Origin of the sequence: Sphingomonas sp. 7/4-4 (assembly GCF_027941955.1) — a bacterium.
GTDB lineage: Bacteria > Pseudomonadota > Alphaproteobacteria > Sphingomonadales > Sphingomonadaceae > Sphingomonas.
This window is the reverse complement of record NZ_CP115960.1, coordinates 2,640,040-2,655,922: the sequence shown is the minus strand read 5'-3', so window position 1 is coordinate 2,655,922 and position 15,883 is coordinate 2,640,040. Positions and strand designations below refer to the sequence as shown.

The 15,883-nt window shown below is 65.2% G+C and carries 12 protein-coding genes; 7 read left to right on the top strand and 5 right to left on the bottom strand.

Annotation, left to right across the window (positions count from 1 at the left end; genetic code table 11):
• Positions 1-84: 84 nt before the first annotated feature.
• Positions 85-1,098 carry a LacI family DNA-binding transcriptional regulator gene (locus PIB19_RS13375; RefSeq protein WP_271237770.1) on the bottom strand — a complete coding sequence of 338 codons (1,014 nt, stop codon included), beginning with the start codon at positions 1,096-1,098 and terminating at the stop codon, positions 85-87.
• A gap of 143 nt (positions 1,099-1,241) precedes the next feature.
• Between PIB19_RS13375 and PIB19_RS13370 the strand changes: the two genes are divergently transcribed.
• The 5 genes from PIB19_RS13370 (at position 1,242) to PIB19_RS13350 (ending at position 8,348) form a co-directional block, all read left to right on the top strand.
• Positions 1,242-2,666: an MFS transporter gene (locus PIB19_RS13370; RefSeq protein ID WP_271237769.1), complete on the top strand. Its 1,425-nt coding sequence runs from the start codon at positions 1,242-1,244 to the stop codon at positions 2,664-2,666.
• A gap of 171 nt (positions 2,667-2,837) precedes the next feature.
• A complete protein-coding gene (locus PIB19_RS13365; RefSeq protein ID WP_271237768.1) occupies positions 2,838-3,500 on the top strand; it encodes a hypothetical protein in 663 nt (220 codons plus the stop codon).
• A gap of 92 nt (positions 3,501-3,592) precedes the next feature.
• The gene (locus PIB19_RS13360) at positions 3,593-4,372 is read left to right on the top strand and encodes a hypothetical protein (RefSeq protein WP_271237767.1); all 780 of its coding nucleotides are present in this window, start codon (positions 3,593-3,595) and stop codon (positions 4,370-4,372) included.
• On the top strand, positions 4,369-6,252 hold the full coding sequence (locus PIB19_RS13355) for a TonB-dependent receptor domain-containing protein (protein ID WP_271237766.1): 1,884 nt from the start codon (positions 4,369-4,371) through the stop codon (positions 6,250-6,252). The genes PIB19_RS13360 and PIB19_RS13355 overlap by 4 nt, the downstream gene beginning before the upstream one ends.
• A gap of 74 nt (positions 6,253-6,326) precedes the next feature.
• Positions 6,327-8,348 (top strand): glycoside hydrolase family 97 protein, encoded by a 2,022-nt coding sequence (locus PIB19_RS13350; RefSeq protein WP_271237765.1) that lies wholly within the window; start codon positions 6,327-6,329, stop codon positions 8,346-8,348.
• Between the two features lie 270 nt (positions 8,349-8,618).
• Here the strand turns inward: PIB19_RS13350 and PIB19_RS13345 are convergent, their stop codons facing one another.
• The 3 genes from PIB19_RS13345 to PIB19_RS13335 all read right to left on the bottom strand — a co-directional run bounded on the left by PIB19_RS13345 (position 8,619) and on the right by PIB19_RS13335 (position 11,014).
• On the bottom strand, positions 8,619-9,026 hold the full coding sequence (locus tag PIB19_RS13345; protein ID WP_271237764.1) for a hypothetical protein: 408 nt from the start codon (positions 9,024-9,026) through the stop codon (positions 8,619-8,621).
• A 353-nt stretch (positions 9,027-9,379) separates the two neighbouring features.
• Positions 9,380-10,165: a right-handed parallel beta-helix repeat-containing protein gene (locus PIB19_RS13340; RefSeq protein ID WP_271237763.1), complete on the bottom strand. Its 786-nt coding sequence runs from the start codon at positions 10,163-10,165 to the stop codon at positions 9,380-9,382.
• Between the two features lie 228 nt (positions 10,166-10,393).
• Positions 10,394-11,014: a TetR/AcrR family transcriptional regulator gene (locus PIB19_RS13335; RefSeq protein WP_271237762.1), complete on the bottom strand. Its 621-nt coding sequence runs from the start codon at positions 11,012-11,014 to the stop codon at positions 10,394-10,396.
• Between the two features lie 154 nt (positions 11,015-11,168).
• Between PIB19_RS13335 and PIB19_RS13330 the strand changes: the two genes are divergently transcribed.
• Positions 11,169-11,909 carry an SDR family NAD(P)-dependent oxidoreductase gene (locus PIB19_RS13330; RefSeq protein ID WP_271237761.1) on the top strand — a complete coding sequence of 247 codons (741 nt, stop codon included), beginning with the start codon at positions 11,169-11,171 and terminating at the stop codon, positions 11,907-11,909.
• A complete protein-coding gene (locus tag PIB19_RS13325; RefSeq protein WP_271237760.1) occupies positions 11,906-13,186 on the top strand; it encodes an MFS transporter in 1,281 nt (426 codons plus the stop codon). The genes PIB19_RS13330 and PIB19_RS13325 overlap by 4 nt, the downstream gene beginning before the upstream one ends.
• 44 nt (positions 13,187-13,230) lie before the next feature.
• On the opposite strand, the gene gyrB is transcribed toward PIB19_RS13325, so the two are convergent.
• Positions 13,231-15,753, bottom strand: a complete 2,523-nt coding sequence (gyrB, locus tag PIB19_RS13320; protein WP_443018612.1) for a DNA topoisomerase (ATP-hydrolyzing) subunit B — start codon at positions 15,751-15,753, stop codon at positions 13,231-13,233.
• Between the last annotated feature and the right edge of the window lie 130 nt (positions 15,754-15,883).

The following is a 15,883-nucleotide window of genomic DNA, read 5'->3' as shown; positions in this document are numbered from 1 at the left end:
TGTCCGGGCGTCTTGCCACCTAAGTCGCTCTGCATCGTACTGAGCAACTCGAGTGCGTGTTCGAGAGACGGGCGTTTTCGCGCGCTACCCGCCGCAAGACTCGCGGATGATCAGTTCGGTGGGCAGCCGCTTGCTTTCCTGGTGATCGTCCTTGTCCATGATCCGCGAGACGAGCAGGCGGCCCGCGGCGAACGTGTCTTGCCGCACCGTGCTGAGCGTCGGCGTGCTCAGCCGGCTGAGCAGCATGTCGTCATAGCCGACCACCGAGACGTCCTGCGGCACTGATCTGCCCCCGTGCCGCAACGCCTGGATCGCGCCGAGCGCGATCAGGTCGCTTGCCGCTACGACGCCGTCGAACACGACGCCGCGCTTGAGCAACCCGCTCACCGCCGAAAAGGCCGATTCGAGCTCGAACTCGACCGAGACGATCAGTTCCGGGTCCGTTTCGAGCCCGCTCTCGGTGAGCGCTTCCATATAGCCGCGGCGGCGCTGCATCGCCTCGGGGTCGCTGCCGCCGAGGAACAGGATCCGGCGCCGCCCGAGCCGCACCAGGTGCCGCGTCGCGCGCCCGCCACCGAGGAGATTGTCCGACCCGATCGAACAGTAGAGCTGGCCGGGAAGTTGCGCACCCCAGACCACGAAGCGCGCATTGGTCCCGGCAAGACGATTGAACTCGTCGTGGAGCACGGACTGGCCGAGGAAGATCACGCCGTCCGCGCGGCTGGTCGTCGTCGCGACGATCAGATCGTCGAAGCTGGTCGGCGCGGTATGGCTGACGGTGAAGTCGCAGTCGCGCTCGCGCGCCGCCTCGCCGATATTGGCGAGCAGCTCGAGGAAGAAAGGGTGCGACAGCGGCAGCGGCCGGCCGCGCATCACCGGCGTGACGATCGCGATCGATCCCACTGCCCCGATCGGGCCCGAGGGCATGGTGGGCTTGAACGGATAGTCGTGATCGCGCGCCAGTGCCCAGACGCGCTGCTTGGTCCGGGTGCTGATCAACGGGTGGTCGTTGAGCGCACGCGACACCGTAGACACCGACACGCCCGCCAGCGTCGCCAGATCCTGCAGGGTGGTATTGTTGTTGCTATTGCTACCCATCGGACCCAGACTTACGGCAACGCCGAATGCGGCATAGTAGCGCATCGGGAGGGGGCTTTGCAAGCGATCAGGAGGCGGTCGGCAGAAGCCGGGGTCCCGGTCGCGCCGCCGCGCCGCGCGGTGCCGCATGGCATTTATGGAATATGTGCCTCGGCCTGTTCGGCGTCCAGATCGTCTGGGGCCTGCAGAACGTCAACACCAGCCGCATCTTCCAGACGCTCGGCGCGAATGTCGACGAGCTGGCCTTGCTGTGGATCGCGGCGCCGATCACCGGGCTGCTCGTCCAGCCGGTCGTCGGGCATCTGAGCGATCGCACCTGGGGCCGGCTCGGGCGGCGCAGGCCCTATATCCTCGCCGGTGCCTTGCTCACTGCGCTGGCGCTGCTGGCGATGCCGAGCGTCACGACGCTCTGGTCGGCCTGCCTGATGCTGTGGGTGCTCACTGCGTCGATCAACATCGCGATGGAACCGTTTCGCGCGTTGGTCGCCGATACCTTGCCCGAGCCGCAACGGACTTCGGCATTCGCGCTGCAGGTGTTCTTCATCGGCGCAGGCGCGGTATTCGCCTCGGCGCTGCCCTGGATGCTGACCAACTGGTTCGGCGTGGGGGGCAGGGGCGATACGGTTGCCGCCGCTTACGCGGTGGGTGCGGTGGTGCTAGTGGTGACCGTCGTCTGGTCGGTCGCGACCACGCGCGAGCGCCCGCCCGGGCAGCTCGCCGGTCCCGGCGATATCGCGCATCCCGACGTGCCGACCGCGAGCGGGGCGGCGGCGCTGGCGTTCAGCGGCGGCGCATGGGCGCTGGGCGGAGCGCTGCTCGCCGGGCTGACCGCGGCACTGCGGGCGCCGCGCGAGCTCTATCTTATGGCCGGCATCGCCGCGGTGTTCGGGCTGCTCCAGCTCGCGGCGGTGGCGCTGCGCCGGCGCGGGCGCAGGTCGATCGGCATGGTGGTGATCGTCGAGGACATCCTTCACATGCCGCTGGTGCTCAAGCGGCTGGCGCTGGTCCAGTTTTTCACCTGGTTCGGGATGTTCGCGCTCTGGGTCTATGCGATTCCCGCGGTCGCCGCGCTCGATCCCGCCAGCCGCGATCCCGCCTCGGCGGGCTATGGCCGCAGCGCCGACTGGGTCGGCATGCTGTTCGCCGAATATAATGCCGTGGCGGCGCTCGTGGCGCTGGTTTTACCCGCGGCCGCCCGTCGGGTGGGGCGACGCGCTTGCCATGCCCTTTGTCTCGGCTGTGGCGCGCTCGGGCTGCTCGGCTTCGCCACCTTCGGGCGGGCGACGGACCTCTGGCTGCCCGCGATCGGCATCGGGATCGCCTGGGCAGCGATCCTCTCATTGCCTTATGCGATGCTGTCGGACGGCGTGCCGGCACGAAAGATGGGGGTGTATATGGGCATCCACAACATCTTCATCGTGCTGCCCCAACTCGTCGCCGCGGCGACGCTCGGGGCGCTGGTGCGCATCCCGTTCGACGGTGCTCCTGCCGGAGCAATGACGAGCGCCGCACTCGCGCTGGGGATCGGCGCGTGCCTGGCATTGACCATTCCCAAGGCACCCGCGTAATGCAAATTTGCATAAATATTCTGGTAGGAGAGACAATATAAGCGAGCAACGCTAGTAAAAAAGCCACTTGCAAGTTGTGCAAATTTACGCAATTCAATGCAACCGAGAGGGGCGGCGCATAGCCGTACCCGAACCGCATCCGCGAAAAGCGGAGCACATGGGGAGGTATGCATGACGGGTTTCAATTCCACGCGTCGGTTTCGCGCGCTGCACGGCGGTGTTTCGCTCTGCGCGCTGATCGCGATCGGCACGGCATCCGCCGCACGGGCGCAGACCGATGCCCAGGCGCAGGCACAACAGGGCCCGACGGAAGCGGAAGGCGAGGCCGGGCCCGACATCGTCGTGGTCGGTGTGCGCGCCGCGCTGGATACGTCGCAGAACATCAAGCGGAACGCCGATACCTTCGTCGATCTCGATCACCGCGACCGACATCGGCGCCTTCCCCGACAAGTCGGCGGCCGAGGCGCTGGCCCGCGTGCCGGGCATCACCGTCAGCCGCCTCCAGTCGGCCGACGACAGCACGCACCCTCGGGCGAGCCTACCGGCGTGCTGATCCGCGGCCTCACGCAGGTGCGCACCGAATTCAACGGGCGCGACAGCTTCTCGGCGGATTCGGCGCGCGGGCTCCAGTTCAACGACGTCTCGCCCGAGTTGCTCGCCGGCGTCGATGCGTACAAGAACCAGACCGCGGAGATGATCGAGGGCGGCATTGCCGGCACGGTCAATCTGCGCACCCGCCTGCCCTTCGATCAGAAGGGGCTGACCGTCACCGGCAACTTCCGGATGAATTATGGCGATCGTTCGGATCGCTGGACCCCGAATTCTCAGGGCTGATCAGCAACACCTTCGAAACCCCGATCGGCCGGTTCGGCCTGCTCGCCAGCTATGCCGAGAGCAAGGTCGTCACGCGCACCGAGAGCGTGATCATGGACAAGATCGACACCTATTGCGGTGCCGGCTTCGGCACTCCGGCCGCGGGCACGGTGACTTCGGACGGCAGCATCAATTGCACCGCCAATCCGTTCGGCGGCTCGGGCTTCCGCTATGCACCGGACGGCGTCCGCTTTTCGGAAGTCGATTACGATCGCAAGCGCCGCGGCATCGCGCTTGCCGCGCAATATGAAAACAATGCCGGCACGGTCCGCGCGACGCTGCAATATGTCGACTCGCACTATCGCAATGCGTGGTTCGAGCGCGCCAGCCACGCCAAGCTCGAGGGCGGCTATTTCGGCACGCCCGCTTTCAATCCGCGCACCGGGACGGTGCTGGGACCAGCCGACGGCACTGGGGCATTGGTGTTCGGCGCCAACGGCATGCTGCAGTCGGGCATTCTGACGCAGGGGCATGGCAGCTTCAGCGGCACGTGGGAGAGCACCCAGGCGGCGATCAATGCCGGCTCGGCGATCCCCGGCATGCCCTTCGTCAACAATTGCGCCGCGCCTTCTGTGTGCACCACGCTCCGCGACGGCCTCTATCTCGAGAACGAGGCGCGCAACTTCGCCCACCGCGAAGGGACGCGCGATTACTCGGCCAATCTCAAATGGGACATTTCGGACCGGCTGCACGCCAATCTCGACGGGCAATATATCGATGCGTCGACCTACAATAACGACATCCTCGTCGCCTCGGGCTCGATGGCGAATTTCCAGTACAGCACCAACGAGAACGGAACCCCCAGATCGCGTATCTGCCCGGCTCGAACGTGAATTACGCGACCGGCGGGCTCGCCAATGCGCATAATTACTGGATCCCGTTCATCCAGGGCCATGTCGAGGACAATGACGCGACCGAAGTCGCGCTGCGCGGCGACCTCGAATATGAATTTGGCGACGACGGCTGGTTCGATTCGATCAAGGGCGGTGTCCGTTACGCCGACCGCAAGCAGAACGTCCGCTATTCGACCTTCAACTGGACCCCGATCGCGGCCCCCTGGTATTGCAACGGCCCGGGCTTCAATGCCGACAACACTACCGGCGGCGCCTATCCCACAAACACCGGCAATTGTGGCGGCAATGCCGGGCATGCGCCCTTCAAGGGCTATGGCGCGGGGATCTGGGAATCCTATGCGATGGGGGATTTCTATGACGGGAAGGTCTTCCCCAACGGACCGCTCGTCTTCCTCAACCGCGACACGCTCAAGGACTTCAGCAAGCTGATCGGTTCGTTGAGCGGCGCTGCCACCAACTCGCCGGTCCCGTCGGGCTATACGGCGATCTGCGACCGCGCCGAAGCCACGGTCGACGACTGCTTCACGCCGGGCGAGATCCTCAAGGTGCGCGAGCAGACCAAGGCGGCGTATCTGATGATGCGCTTCGGCGGCGACGACAAGACGATCGGCGGGATGAGCGTGGTCGGCAATATCGGTCTCCGCGTGGTCAATACCCGCGAGACCAGCGACGGCAGCCTCGCTTTCCCCGTGGCAACCATCTTCAACAATCTGCCGGCATGCGGCACGCCACTCTCGGGCACTGCGATCGTCAATCCTTCCTGCTACCTGACGCCGGCGGTGCGCGCCTTCGCCAACGGCGCCGCGACGGTCGACAGCTACAAGGGGTCGCACACCCAGTGGCTGCCGAGCTTCAACATCCGCTTCGGGCTCAGCGACAAGGACTTCCTCCGCTTCGCCTATTCGCGCGCGATGTCGCGGCCCGAATTCGGCTATCTGCGCAACACGCTGGCGATCAACGCGCCGGTGATCAACACCGGACCGGATTCGCCCTATATCGTCTATAACTCGCCGACCGCGGCGCACACTGCGGCCAACGTCACCGGCTATAATTTCGTGTTCCAGGCCAATTCGGGGAATGCGGCGCTCAAGCCTGTCATCGCCGACCAGTTCGATCTGTCGCTGGAACGCTATATGGGCCGCAGCTCGTCGCTGACGCTCACCGGCTTCTACAAGAAGCTCAAGAATTCGATCAGCTTCGGTCAGTTCGATCGCACGCTGACCAACAACGGCTCCGCCCAGGCGGTGCGTATCCTCGGGCCGGCGAATACGGACGATGGTGGCGAGCTGATGGGGTTCGAAGCGGCCTTCCAGTCGTTCTTCGACTTCCTGCCCGGGGTGCTGAGCGGGCTCGGCGCGCAGCTCAACTACACCTATGTCCACCAGTCGGGAATCAACAACTCGAACCTGTTCACGGCCTCGTCGAGCGGCGATGTCGGTGCGTTCGGCGCGGGCCAGCAATCGCTGGGCGGCACTGGATCGGTGCTCGACTCGCATCGGCTTGCCGGCATCTCCGATCACACGTTCAACGCGGTCGCGCTGTACGAGAAGGGGCCGGTGGGCTTCCGCCTCGCCTATAACTGGCGCTCACGCTATCTGACGCAGAATCTCGATTGCTGCATCGGCTTGCCGGTGTTCCAAAAGGCTTCGGGCTTCCTCGACGGATCGCTGCGTCTCTCGGTCAATCGCTTCCTCGAATTGTCGGTCGACGCATCGAACCTGCTCAACACGACCAGTGTGTATCAGCAGCAGATCTTCGGCGACTCGCCGCAGACCCCGGATGCCCGGCCGGTTTATCTCGACTCCGCGTGGAGCCGCGTCGACCGCCGCTTCCAGTTCGGCGTCCGCGCCAAGTTCTGAAGACCCTCCTTCGCGCCGCCGCAAAAACCCCTGCGGCGGCGCGTATTTTTCAGGGCTCAGCAAAGGATTTCACCATGCATGTTCGCCGTGCCTTCGTCTCGCTCGCCGTCCTCGCGCAGGGCATCGCCGCGGCCGAGGCGCGCGAGTGCGCGCAGTCGCCGGGCAAGGTGATCGAGCTGTGCGTCGAGGTACGCGAAGGCAAGGCGGTGTACGAAGTCAGTCGCCGCGGCGTGCCGGTGCTCGCGCCGGGCGCGCTGGGCCTGAGCTTCCGGGGCGAGCCTGCCGCGCGTTTCACTGCGCTCCTCGATCCGCGGCGCAGCTCGGTGGATACCAGCTGGGAGCAGCCCTGGGGCGAGCAACGGGTGATCCGCGACCGCCACGACGAACTGATCGTCACGCTGGCAGGCGACACGCCGCTCAGCCGTGCGGTGGACGTCACCTTCCGTCTGTTCGACGACGGCATCGGGCTGCGCTACGGCTATGGCGCGATCCCCGCCGGACAGCGGGTCAAGGTAACCGCCGATAATACCCAGTTTCGCCCGATCGGCCGCAATCAGGCGTGGTGGTATCAGGCGCTCGGCCAGGAACGCGACGAATATCTCTATACCCAGACCGATGCGCGCCGGATCACGCTGGCCGAAACGCCGCTCACGCTCAAGGGCGACAATGGCGTCTATCTCGCCTTCCACGAAGCCGCGCTGATCGATTTCCCCAGTATGCTGCTCGCCGGCAACGGCACGGGAACGCTCACCGCGTCGCTGATGCCTGCGCCCGACGGGAGCGCGGCCGACAAGACCGGACCGTTCACCACACCGTGGCGCACTGTGCTGATCGGCGATTCCCCCGCCGCCCTCGCGGATAGTCGGATCGAGCTCAATCTCAACGCGCCCAACAAACTGGGCGACGTCTCATGGTTCAAGCCCGGGAAATATGTCGGGATCTGGTGGGAGATGCACCTCAACCACTCGACCTGGGGCAGCGGCTGGCGTCACGGCGCCAATACCGCCAACGTCAAGCGTTACGTGGATTTCGCCGCGAAGAACGGCTTCGATGGCGTGCTGGTCGAAGGCTGGAACCAGGGCTGGGACGGCGACTGGATCGCCAATGGCGAGAAGTTCAGCTTCACGCACGCTTATCCCGATTTCGACGCGCCGGCGCTCGCGGCTTATGCGCGCGAAAAGGGCGTGCGGCTGATCGGCCACCACGAGACCGCCGGCGCAGTCGAGAATTACGAGGCGCAGCTGGAAGACGCGATGGCCATGTACGCTAGGCTCGGCGTCGGCCTGGTCAAGACCGGCTATGTCCGCCACAGCGGCGAGATCGTGGATGCGGCAGGCGGCAAGCAATGGTTCGCCGGCCAATATATGGTCCGCCACCATCTCCGCGTCGCCGAGGTCGCGGCGAAGCACCATATCGCGATCGACGCGCACGAGCCGGTCAAGGATACCGGGCTCAGGCGCACCTGGCCCAACATGGTCAGCCGCGAAGGCGCGCGTGGGCAGGAGTTCAATGCCTGGGGCGTGCCGACCAACCCGCCCGAGCACCTCACCATCCTCCCGTTCACGCGGATGCTCGCGGGGCCGATGGACTTCACTCCCGGCATCTTCGATCTCGCCCATGGCCAGACCGAGCTGACCCGCCGGGTCCAGTCGACGCTCGCGACGCAGCTGGCCGAATATGTGGTGCTCTATTCGCCGGTGCAGATGGCGGCGGACCTGCCCGAGAATTACGAGGCGCGCCCCGAAGCCTTCCAGTTCATCAAGGATGTGCCCACCGACTGGGAGCAGTCGCGCACATTGCAGTCCGAGATCGGCGACTTCGTCGTCGTGGCGCGCCAGCAGCGCGGCGGCGCGGACTGGTATCTCGGCGCCATCACCGACGAGAACGCGCGCACGCTGCACCTGCCGCTTGATTTCCTGGCGCCAGGCAAGAGCTATGAGGCGCAGATCTATGCCGACGCACCGGGTGCGGACTACCGCACCAATCCGCAGGCCCTGCGCATCGAAAGGCGCAGCGTTACCAGCAAGGATGTGCTCGATCTGGCGTTGCAACCCGGCGGCGGTACGGCGATCCGCTTTCGCGCGGTCCCAGGCTGAGGCATTCGCTGGTGGCCCGCACCCGCCACCGTGTAACGGCTATCACGCCTTGGGCTCCCTGCAGCTGCCGGTCTCCAATCCTGATTCTCGTCGTTCGCTGACAATTGTTGGCGCAGTTGCGCTGGACGCCGAGTGGCATGATCGTAAAGGACGCGTAATCTTATTGATTGGGGGCCGGCAGAACGAGAGCTTCCCGTCCCACCGGCCGCCAACTTCACAACGGCGCCGGGTATTCCACCGAGACCGCAGTCGATTGGACGCGTGCGGCCGTCAGCACTTCAGAAGGTTCGCGACGGCACCCGCGCTCGAGGCGCTCGAACTTTGAGCGTGATGGCCTACGACTGAACTGTCGGCGAGGAATAGCTCGTGCAGCGTCAGGCTCTGGCCTGCTTCATCCGCATCGGGGGCGAGCTGTACGAACAACTCGATGACGCTGACGGCTTCGTCGGTCGCATCGATATCGACCCGGACATAGGTTTTGGCGGTCGCAGTCGCAGGCAGAACGGCCAACGGCGCGAGTGGCAATGTGCCACCCGCCCCGGCGGACAAGCGCACAACCACATCCTGCGTCGCCTCGTAGACCACGACCAGATAGAAGGGCTCGCCACGGCGCCAGTCGGTACCCGTCAGGGGAGCCGACATTCCGATGACCGATTGGTCGCCGACGAGCTGGTACAAGCAACGGTGAGCGAGTTCGCGGTGGCGTCGGTACCCAGACTGGACGTGCCGGTCGCATTGAAGAAGAACGGCTGGTACATTCGACCGAGACGCGGCGCAAAGACATGTGCGGCCGGGCCATAGTCGAGCGGATCGCCCTCGATCGCGTTCTCGGAAGCGATGGGAAATTGGCTGCGGACGTCAGTAAAACTTGACGCGGCCGCGGTTCTTATCTGAAACGGCATTGCCCGCTACCAGCGTGCCAAAGCTCGCTGCACCGGCCGTGTCATTGCCGTAAAGGCCGCTCCCGTTGACGACGACGCGCCCCTCCAGACAGGTGATGCCTTTGCTGGCCGGCTGGTTGCCAAAGTAGATTACGCCCCCTCGATTTGGGTGTGCCCGCTGTTGGTCAGGATCGGGCCTGTGACGTTTTCACCGAGATAGCAGCCCTCGAACCGGGCGAGCGCCCCTTCGGCGATGACAACGCCCCGCGCAGTGCTCCCGGCGCGGCTGAACTCGACATCGCACGTCTGAAAGGTGAGCGCCTGATTGCCGTCGATCGCCGTGCCTTGGCTGTCGATCAGCAGGTGGGTGTGGCTCGCGCCGTTGAAGCTGCAACCCTCGAAGATGCTGGCATGATTCGATCCCAGCAGGTGCCAACCAACCCCGCACGATTCGGAGCGACAGTTATAGCGACGCGAGAGCCAAGTATCGCGCTCGAGCACGCCCGTCGCACAATTCTGGACGACGAGATTGGAAAAAACGCTGTTGTGGCGATGACTGATGCGGACGCCAGTCTCCGCAGTGCCGACCGGAGCGACTATACTGTTGTTGCCGTCGATCGTAAATCCGTCGAGCACAAGCGGCGAATAGATGACATCGCTGGTGCCTTCTTGATCGTCCCAACCGTCGCCCGCGTCGAGCATGATGGTCAGCGCACCCCTGGCGAGCAGCTTCGTCTTGGCATAGCCTGCCCCGCGGATGGTGATGTATTGCCCCCGAAGATCGAGCGTGCCGCTGATGATGGCAATGCCGGCGGGCAATTCGAGGACGCCGTTGTAGACCGCGCCGGCAGCGGAGATTGCCCGCTTGAGCGCGTCCGTATCGTCGGTCACACCGTCGAAAAAGGCGCCGGAGGCTTCGGCCCTGATGGTATACATATCTGGTGCTCCTATTATCATTATCTCCGCAACCGCGTTGCCGAGAACATTTCAGGAACATTTGAAATCCAACATAGCAAGGCTGGATCGGGTCTCGTCTGCAATTGGCATCATGCTGGGGTTGGAGTTGGGCGCCGGATCAACGTGGCGGGTATCGCTTCGTCGGACGACCGGCGGCCGCCTGTCAGGCACCACGAACTGACTTGAAAGGGCCGCTTCAGGCTCGCGTCAGCTCACTCCCGCTCGACGAACAGCTTTTCGGCAGACATTCGTCGACCGCTGCGACGTCTCAGTGAGACGCTCCGTCGACGCACCAGCGATCCCAACCGAGCATCGCCCCCGCGCTACAGCTTCCAGTGTGGCGCGATCGGCACCATCGCGCGCGAGCACCGACATGCCGCTCTGGACACTGAGATAAAATGCCGCGGCATCCTCGACCGGGAATGCCGGCGGCAATTCGCCTTCAAGCACCGCGCGCGCAAAGCGGTCGGCGATCTGAGTGAGATTGTTGCGGCGCCGGGTCCTAAGCTCGCGACGCGCGGCGTTGTCCTCGTCGAGGCCATGCTGTGCCCCGAGCACGATGAGGCAGCCGGGCGGATCGTCCGGCTCCGAATAGGCATGGGCGGTCACCAGCAGGAAAGATTCGACTGCTTCGCGTGCCGTCGGAGCTTCCTCCAGCGCGCGCCAGATTTCGACACCCTGATGCTCGGCATAGAGCGCCACCGCCTCCCGGAACAGCTCCTCCTTGCTCCCGAAGGCGGCATAGAGGCTCGGCGGATTGATGCCCATCACCTCGGTCAAATCGGCGAGCGAGGTGCCCTCATAGGTCTTGCGCCAGAACAGCCGCATCGCTTGCCCGAGCGCTTCCGCGCGATCGAACCCGCGCCGCCGTCCACGCTCCACCATATATCCTCCTTTCTGTAGCGATCATTATATATTCATATTGACGGATCCGCCAAGTCTACCATATCTGTATCAATCACTACAGATATGGAGAAAGGCAATGACGAGACTGACTGGCAAGCGCGCATTGGTAACCGGCGGAAGCCGGGGTATCGGCGCCGCCATCGCACGCCGGCTCGCGGCCGAAGGCGCGGATGTGGCCATTACCTACGCCGCATCGGCCGACGCGGCCGCCCGGATAGTGGGTGAACTCGAGCGCCAGGGCCGCAGGGCGTTGGCGATCAAAGCGGATAATCGCGACGCAGGGGCGATCGAAGCGGCGGTCGAAACAGCCGCGCGCGCTTTTGGCGGCATCGACATCCTCGTCAACAATGCCGGTATCTTCATCGCCGCACCGGTGGACTCGCTCACGCTCGAGGATTTCGATGCGACCATCGCGGTGAACCTGCGCGCGGCGTTCGTCGCGGTCCGCGCGGTATTGCCGCATATGGGGGAGGGCGGCCGGATCATCGCGATCGGCAGCAATCTCGCGATCCAGGCGCCGGATGCGGGTCTCGCTGCTTATTCGGCCAGCAAGGCAGGTCTCGCGATGATGACCCAAGCGCTGGCGCGCGATCTGGCGCCGCGCGGCATCACCGTGAATACCATCCATCCCGGATCGACCGACACCGACATGAACCCCGCGGACGGAGCTCACGCCGCTGGTCAGGTTGCCCGTACCGCGCTCAAGCGCTTCGGAACGCCCGACGATATCGCCGCCGCAGTGGCCTATCTCGCCGCGCCCGAGGCAGGGGCCGTGACGGGCACCTCGATCCTCGTCGATAGCGGCGCCAACGCATGAGGGCGGGGGCGGCCACGCTGCTGGGCTTCGGTGCGGCGGTCGTGGTCGCGGCGGAGTTCGTCGTCATCGGGGTGGCACCGGCGATGACGGACGAACTCGCGCTTTCGCCTGCCCAGGCCGGCTCTCTCGTAACGGTGTTCGCGCTCGCCTCGGCGCTGCTCGGCCCGGTGCTGGTCGCGATGACCGCACGTCTTCGCCCGGCGCCGATACTGGCGGCCGCGCTTGTGCCGTTCGCGGCGAGCCTGTTGCTTTTCCCGTTCCCGAGCTTCGCGGTGGCGGTCGTCCTGCGCGTGCTGCAAGGCGCCGCCCTGCCGCTGTTCATGAGCCTGGCCGGCGCCCAGCTTGCAATGGGGCGAGGCGCGGGAGCGGGCATCGCCCTGCTGTATGTCGGCGTGACAATTGGTGGCACGCTGGCGCCGCCGGCCGGGGCATTTGCCGCTGCACGGCTCGGCTGGGAAGTGCCGCTGGCGGCGCTTGGCGCATTCGCTCTGATTGCGGCTGCAGCGTGCCTCCTGCTCTCGGAACGCGAGCCCAGCGACGATCGCGGCATTTCGTGGCGACTGCTCGGCCGCGCCCCGATGCCGGCACATCTTCTGCTCTCGGCCTTGATCTTCGCGGCGATGTTCTCGGGCTATAGTTACATCGCATTGTTGCTAAAACGCGCCGGGCTCGATCCCGATGCAGTCACTGTCGCGCTGCTCGGCTTCGGCGGCGCGGGACTTGTCGGCAATTGGCTCGCCGGCCTGCTGGCCCGACGGGCATTGACGGCTACCCATGGCGTGGCGCTGGCCGTCGTCGCCGTGACGGCGTGGCTGTCGTTGATTGCCCGGCCGGACGCCTTCGCCATCGGCCTGGTGATCCTGCTCTGGGGACTGGCGCATTCGGCGGGCTTCGTCTTCTGCCAGGTGCGCGTGATGGCGGTGGCACCGGAGGCGCCGGGCTTTGCAGGAGCCCTCAACATCTCCGCCGCCAATATTGGCATCGCGATCGGTGCCCTTGCAGGCGGCCTTGCGATCGAACGGGGCCCCTTGCCCTGGCACTCACGACCTTTGCCTTGGCAACGGGTTCGATGGGCGTCGCGCTCTGGATCGGTCGCCCTGCTGTTGGAAGAGGCATGCTACGAGAACGGAGCAGCTGTGACGCGTCACCGGGGGCGTAAAGGCGCTCACCGTGCTCACACGGCGACACGGGAGTCACTGACAGGAACACGCCAACAGCCTGCTGAGTGCCTGCAGGCCGTTCCCGTTCAATTATGGCCATCTCCATCTACTGCGTGAGTAAGGCCAGATACGCCGTATTTGGGTCTACTCACACCAAGTCCTCAGACGTCGAGGTTCGCGACGCTCAGCGCATTTTCCTGGATGAACTCGCGGCGCGGTTCGACCACGTCGCCCATCAATTGGGTGAAGATCGCGTCGGCGACATCGGCCTGATCGACCTGCACCACCAGCATCGAGCGGTTCTGCGGATCGAGCGTGGTCTCCCAGAGCTGCTCGGCGTTCATCTCGCCGAGACCCTTGTAGCGCTGGATCGACAGGCCCTTGCGGCCCGCGGCGAGGATCGCGTCGAGCAGCTGGCTCGGGCGGGACACCAGAGCCTCGCCCTTGGCGACCGTCACCGGCTCCTCGCCCTCTTCGCCCTCGAGCGCGGCCGCGGCCTCGATCTCGGTGGCGGGGATCGCCTTGGACGGCACCAGCTTCGACGGCAGCAGATAGCTCTCGGCCTGTTCGGTGGCGAGCGAATGGAGCTTGCGCGCTTCGGCCGAGACGAGGAACGCCGCCTCGACGATGTGGTGATCGGTCACGCCGCGCCAGCGCCGCTCGAAATGATAGCCGCCATCCTCGGTCACGCGCGCCGACCAGCGCGCCTCGGCATCGGCGGCGTCGAGCCGGGTGACGACACTGGTGAGGCTCGCGGCACGCTGCTCGCGGGTCGCGGCGGGATCGAGCCCGTTGCCGAGCGCCAGCGCCTCGATGATCATCGGATCGTAGCGCCGCGGGACATAGCGCATGAGCGTGCGCATCCGGCGGGCATGCTCGACGAGGCTGCGCAGATCCTCGCCGCTGCGTGCGCCGCCGGGGCCTTCGAGCACGTTCCCGCCGACGCCGGCATCGACCAGATATTGATCGAGCGCCGAATCGTCCTTGAGATAGACTTCGCTGCGGCCCTTGCTCGCTTTGTAGAGCGGCGGCTGGGCGATGTAGAGGTGCCCGTTGGTGATGATCTCGGGCATCTGGCGGTAGAAGAAGGTCAGCAGCAGCGTGCGGATGTGCGCGCCGTCGACGTCTGCGTCGGTCATGATGACGATCTTGTGGTAGCGGAGCTTCTCGACGTTGAAGTCGTCGCGGCCGATGCCGGTGCCCATCGCCTGGATGAGCGTACCGATCTCGCGGCTGCCCAGCATCCGGTCGAAGCGCGCGCGCTCGACGTTGAGGATCTTGCCGCGCAGCGGAAGGATCGCCTGGAAATGGCGGTCGCGGCCCTGCTTGGCCGATCCGCCGGCCGAGTCACCCTCGACGAGGAAGAGTTCGGACTTGGCGGGATCGCGCTCCTGGCAGTCGGCGAGCTTGCCGGGCAGCGACGCGATGTCCATTACGCCCTTGCGCCGGGTGAGCTCGCGCGCCTTCTTGGCGGCTTCGCGCGCGGCGGCGGCGTCGATCACCTTGCCGATGATCGAACGGGCATGGGCGGGGTTCTCCTCGAGCCATTCGACGAGCTTGTCGGCCATCAGGCTTTCGAGCGGCTGGCGGACTTCGGACGAGACCAATTTATCCTTGGTCTGCGAGCTGAACTTGGGATCGGGCAGTTTGACCGAGACGATCGCGGTTAGCCCCTCACGCATGTCGTCGCCGGTGAGGGTGACCTTCTCCTTCTTCAGCATGCCCGACTTGTCGGCATAGTTGTTGAGCGTGCGGGTCAGCGCGGCGCGGAACGCGGCGAGGTGGGTACCGCCGTCACGCTGCGGGATGTTGTTGGTGAAGCAGAGGACGTTCTCGTAATAAGAGTCGTTCCACTCGAGCGCGACGTCGATCGTCACGTCGTCGCGGGTGCCGGCAATCGCCACCGGATCGGGCATCAGCGGGATCTTGTTGCGATCGAGATACTTCACGAACGCGGCAATGCCGCCCTCGTAATAGAGCTCGACTTCTTTCACTTCCTCGTGCCGCGCGTCGCGCAGGAACAGGCGGACGCCCGAGTTGAGGAAGGCGAGCTCGCGATAGCGATGCTCGAGCTTCTCGAAATCATATTCGGTGATCTTGAAGGTCGCGGGGCTCGCGAGGAACGTGACGCGCGTCCCCTTCTTGCCTTCCGGCGCGGGGCCGAGGACCTTGAGCGGGGCGACCGCATCCCCGAACGCGAAGCGCATGTAATGCTCCTCGCCGTCGCGCCAGATGTTGAGATCGAGCCATTCGGAAAGCGCGTTGACCACCGAGACGCCGACACCGTGCAGGCCGCCCGACACCTTATAGGCATTGTCGTCCGACGTGTTCTCGAACTTCCCGCCGGCGTGGAGCTGGGTCATGATGACTTCGGCTGCCGAGACGCCTTCTTCCGAGTGGATGCCGGTCGGGATGCCGCGGCCGTTATCCTCGACCGAGACCGATCCGTCGGCGTTCAGCTGGATGATGATCTTGTCGCAATGCCCGGCGAGCGCCTCGTCGATCGCATTGTCCGAAACCTCGAACACCATGTGGTGAAGGCCCGAGCCGTCGTCGGTGTCGCCGATATACATGCCGGGGCGCTTGCGCACTGCGTCGAGGCCCTTGAGGACCTTGATCGAGTCTGCGCCGTAGGCATTTGCGTTGGGGAGGTTTTCGGGAGTCTGATCGTCGGTATTTGCCATGCCGAGCATATAGGGTCGCTCCCTGCGAAACGGAAGCAAAATGGGTGGAAGTAGCCCCTCCCCTTCAGGGGAGGGGTTGGGGTGGGGCAGTGCCCCAAGCGAAAGTCTCGGTGAGACGGCCAGGCCCCAC

Excerpts from the sequence above, each read along its gene's own strand:
- PIB19_RS13375 (WP_271237770.1), bottom strand. The coding sequence starts at position 1,098 with ATGGGTAGCAATAGCAACAACAATACCACCCTGCAGGATCTGGCGACG.
- PIB19_RS13370 (WP_271237769.1), top strand. The coding sequence starts at position 1,242 with ATGTGCCTCGGCCTGTTCGGCGTCCAGATCGTCTGGGGCCTGCAGAAC.
- PIB19_RS13365 (WP_271237768.1), top strand. The coding sequence starts at position 2,838 with ATGACGGGTTTCAATTCCACGCGTCGGTTTCGCGCGCTGCACGGCGGT.
- PIB19_RS13360 (WP_271237767.1), top strand. The coding sequence starts at position 3,593 with ATGGACAAGATCGACACCTATTGCGGTGCCGGCTTCGGCACTCCGGCC.
- PIB19_RS13350 (WP_271237765.1), top strand. The coding sequence starts at position 6,327 with ATGCATGTTCGCCGTGCCTTCGTCTCGCTCGCCGTCCTCGCGCAGGGC.
- PIB19_RS13340 (WP_271237763.1), bottom strand. The coding sequence starts at position 10,165 with ATGTATACCATCAGGGCCGAAGCCTCCGGCGCCTTTTTCGACGGTGTG.
- PIB19_RS13335 (WP_271237762.1), bottom strand. The coding sequence starts at position 11,014 with ATGCGGCTGTTCTGGCGCAAGACCTATGAGGGCACCTCGCTCGCCGAT.
- PIB19_RS13330 (WP_271237761.1), top strand. The coding sequence starts at position 11,169 with ATGACGAGACTGACTGGCAAGCGCGCATTGGTAACCGGCGGAAGCCGG.
- PIB19_RS13325 (WP_271237760.1), top strand. The coding sequence starts at position 11,906 with ATGAGGGCGGGGGCGGCCACGCTGCTGGGCTTCGGTGCGGCGGTCGTG.
- gyrB (WP_443018612.1), bottom strand. The coding sequence starts at position 15,753 with ATGGCAAATACCGACGATCAGACTCCCGAAAACCTCCCCAACGCAAAT.